The organism is Teichococcus oryzae, assembly GCF_008386565.1.
GTDB lineage: Bacteria > Pseudomonadota > Alphaproteobacteria > Acetobacterales > Acetobacteraceae > Pseudoroseomonas > Pseudoroseomonas oryzae.
The window spans coordinates 1-870 of the sequence record NZ_VUKA01000072.1; the positions used below are offsets into that span (position 1 = coordinate 1).

An 870-nucleotide genomic window follows, 5' to 3' on the forward strand; every position below is an offset into this window, starting at 1 on the left:
GCTGCCACGACGCCGTCGCGCAGGGTTGGCTCCATGCGGGAGAAATGGCCGGGCACCTCGTGGCGGCGCTTGCCGGCGCGGATCGCCTTGACCATGAACAAGGGCCGCCCCTTGGCCTCCTGCACCAGCCGGCCCAGATACTCGCCGAACACCCCGAGGATCAGCATCTGCAGCCCGCCGAAAAAGGCGATGGCGCAGATGATGCTGGCCCAGCCCGCCACCACCACATCCTGCGACCACTGGTACAGCGCGTACAACAGCAGCAGCATCGACAGGCTCGCCGTGGCCAGCCCGACCCACACCGCGATGCGCAGCGGCACGGTGGAAAAGCTGGTGATCGCATCCGTGGCAAAGCGGATCATCTTGCTCAGCGGGTATTTGGAGGCGCCGGCAAAGCGCGCATGCCGCTCGTAAGGCAGCGCCACCTGGTGGCCGCCGATCCAGCTGACCATGCCGCGGATGAAGCGCTGCCGCTCCGGCATCAACAGAAACAGATCCACCACCCGCCGGCTCATCAGCCGGAAATCGCCGGTGTCGCGCGGAATATTCACATCCGTCAGCCGCCCCAGCAGCCGGTAGAAGGCCGCGGCGGTGGCCAGCTTGAACCAGGTCTCGCCCTCGCGCCGGGCGCGCTGGCCATACACCACGTCCGCCCCCTCATCCATCGCCCGCATCATCGCGCCCAGCAGCTCCGGCGGGTCCTGCAGGTCGGCATCGATCAGCATCACCCGCTCGCCATTGGCGATGTGCAGCCCGGCGGTGGCCGCCAGCTGGTGGCCGTGGTTGCGCAGCAGCTGCACGCCGACCACATGCGGGTCGGCTTCGGCCAGCGCCTCGATCTGCGCCCAGGTGCCGTCCTTCGACCCATCA

Annotated in this window: 1 protein-coding gene; it reads right to left on the minus strand. The window is 68.3% G+C overall.

Annotation, left to right across the window (positions count from 1 at the left end):
- Nucleotides 1-870 (minus strand): glycosyltransferase family 2 protein (locus F0Q34_RS21560; protein WP_149814424.1); only part of this gene is annotated, 870 nt, incomplete at both ends.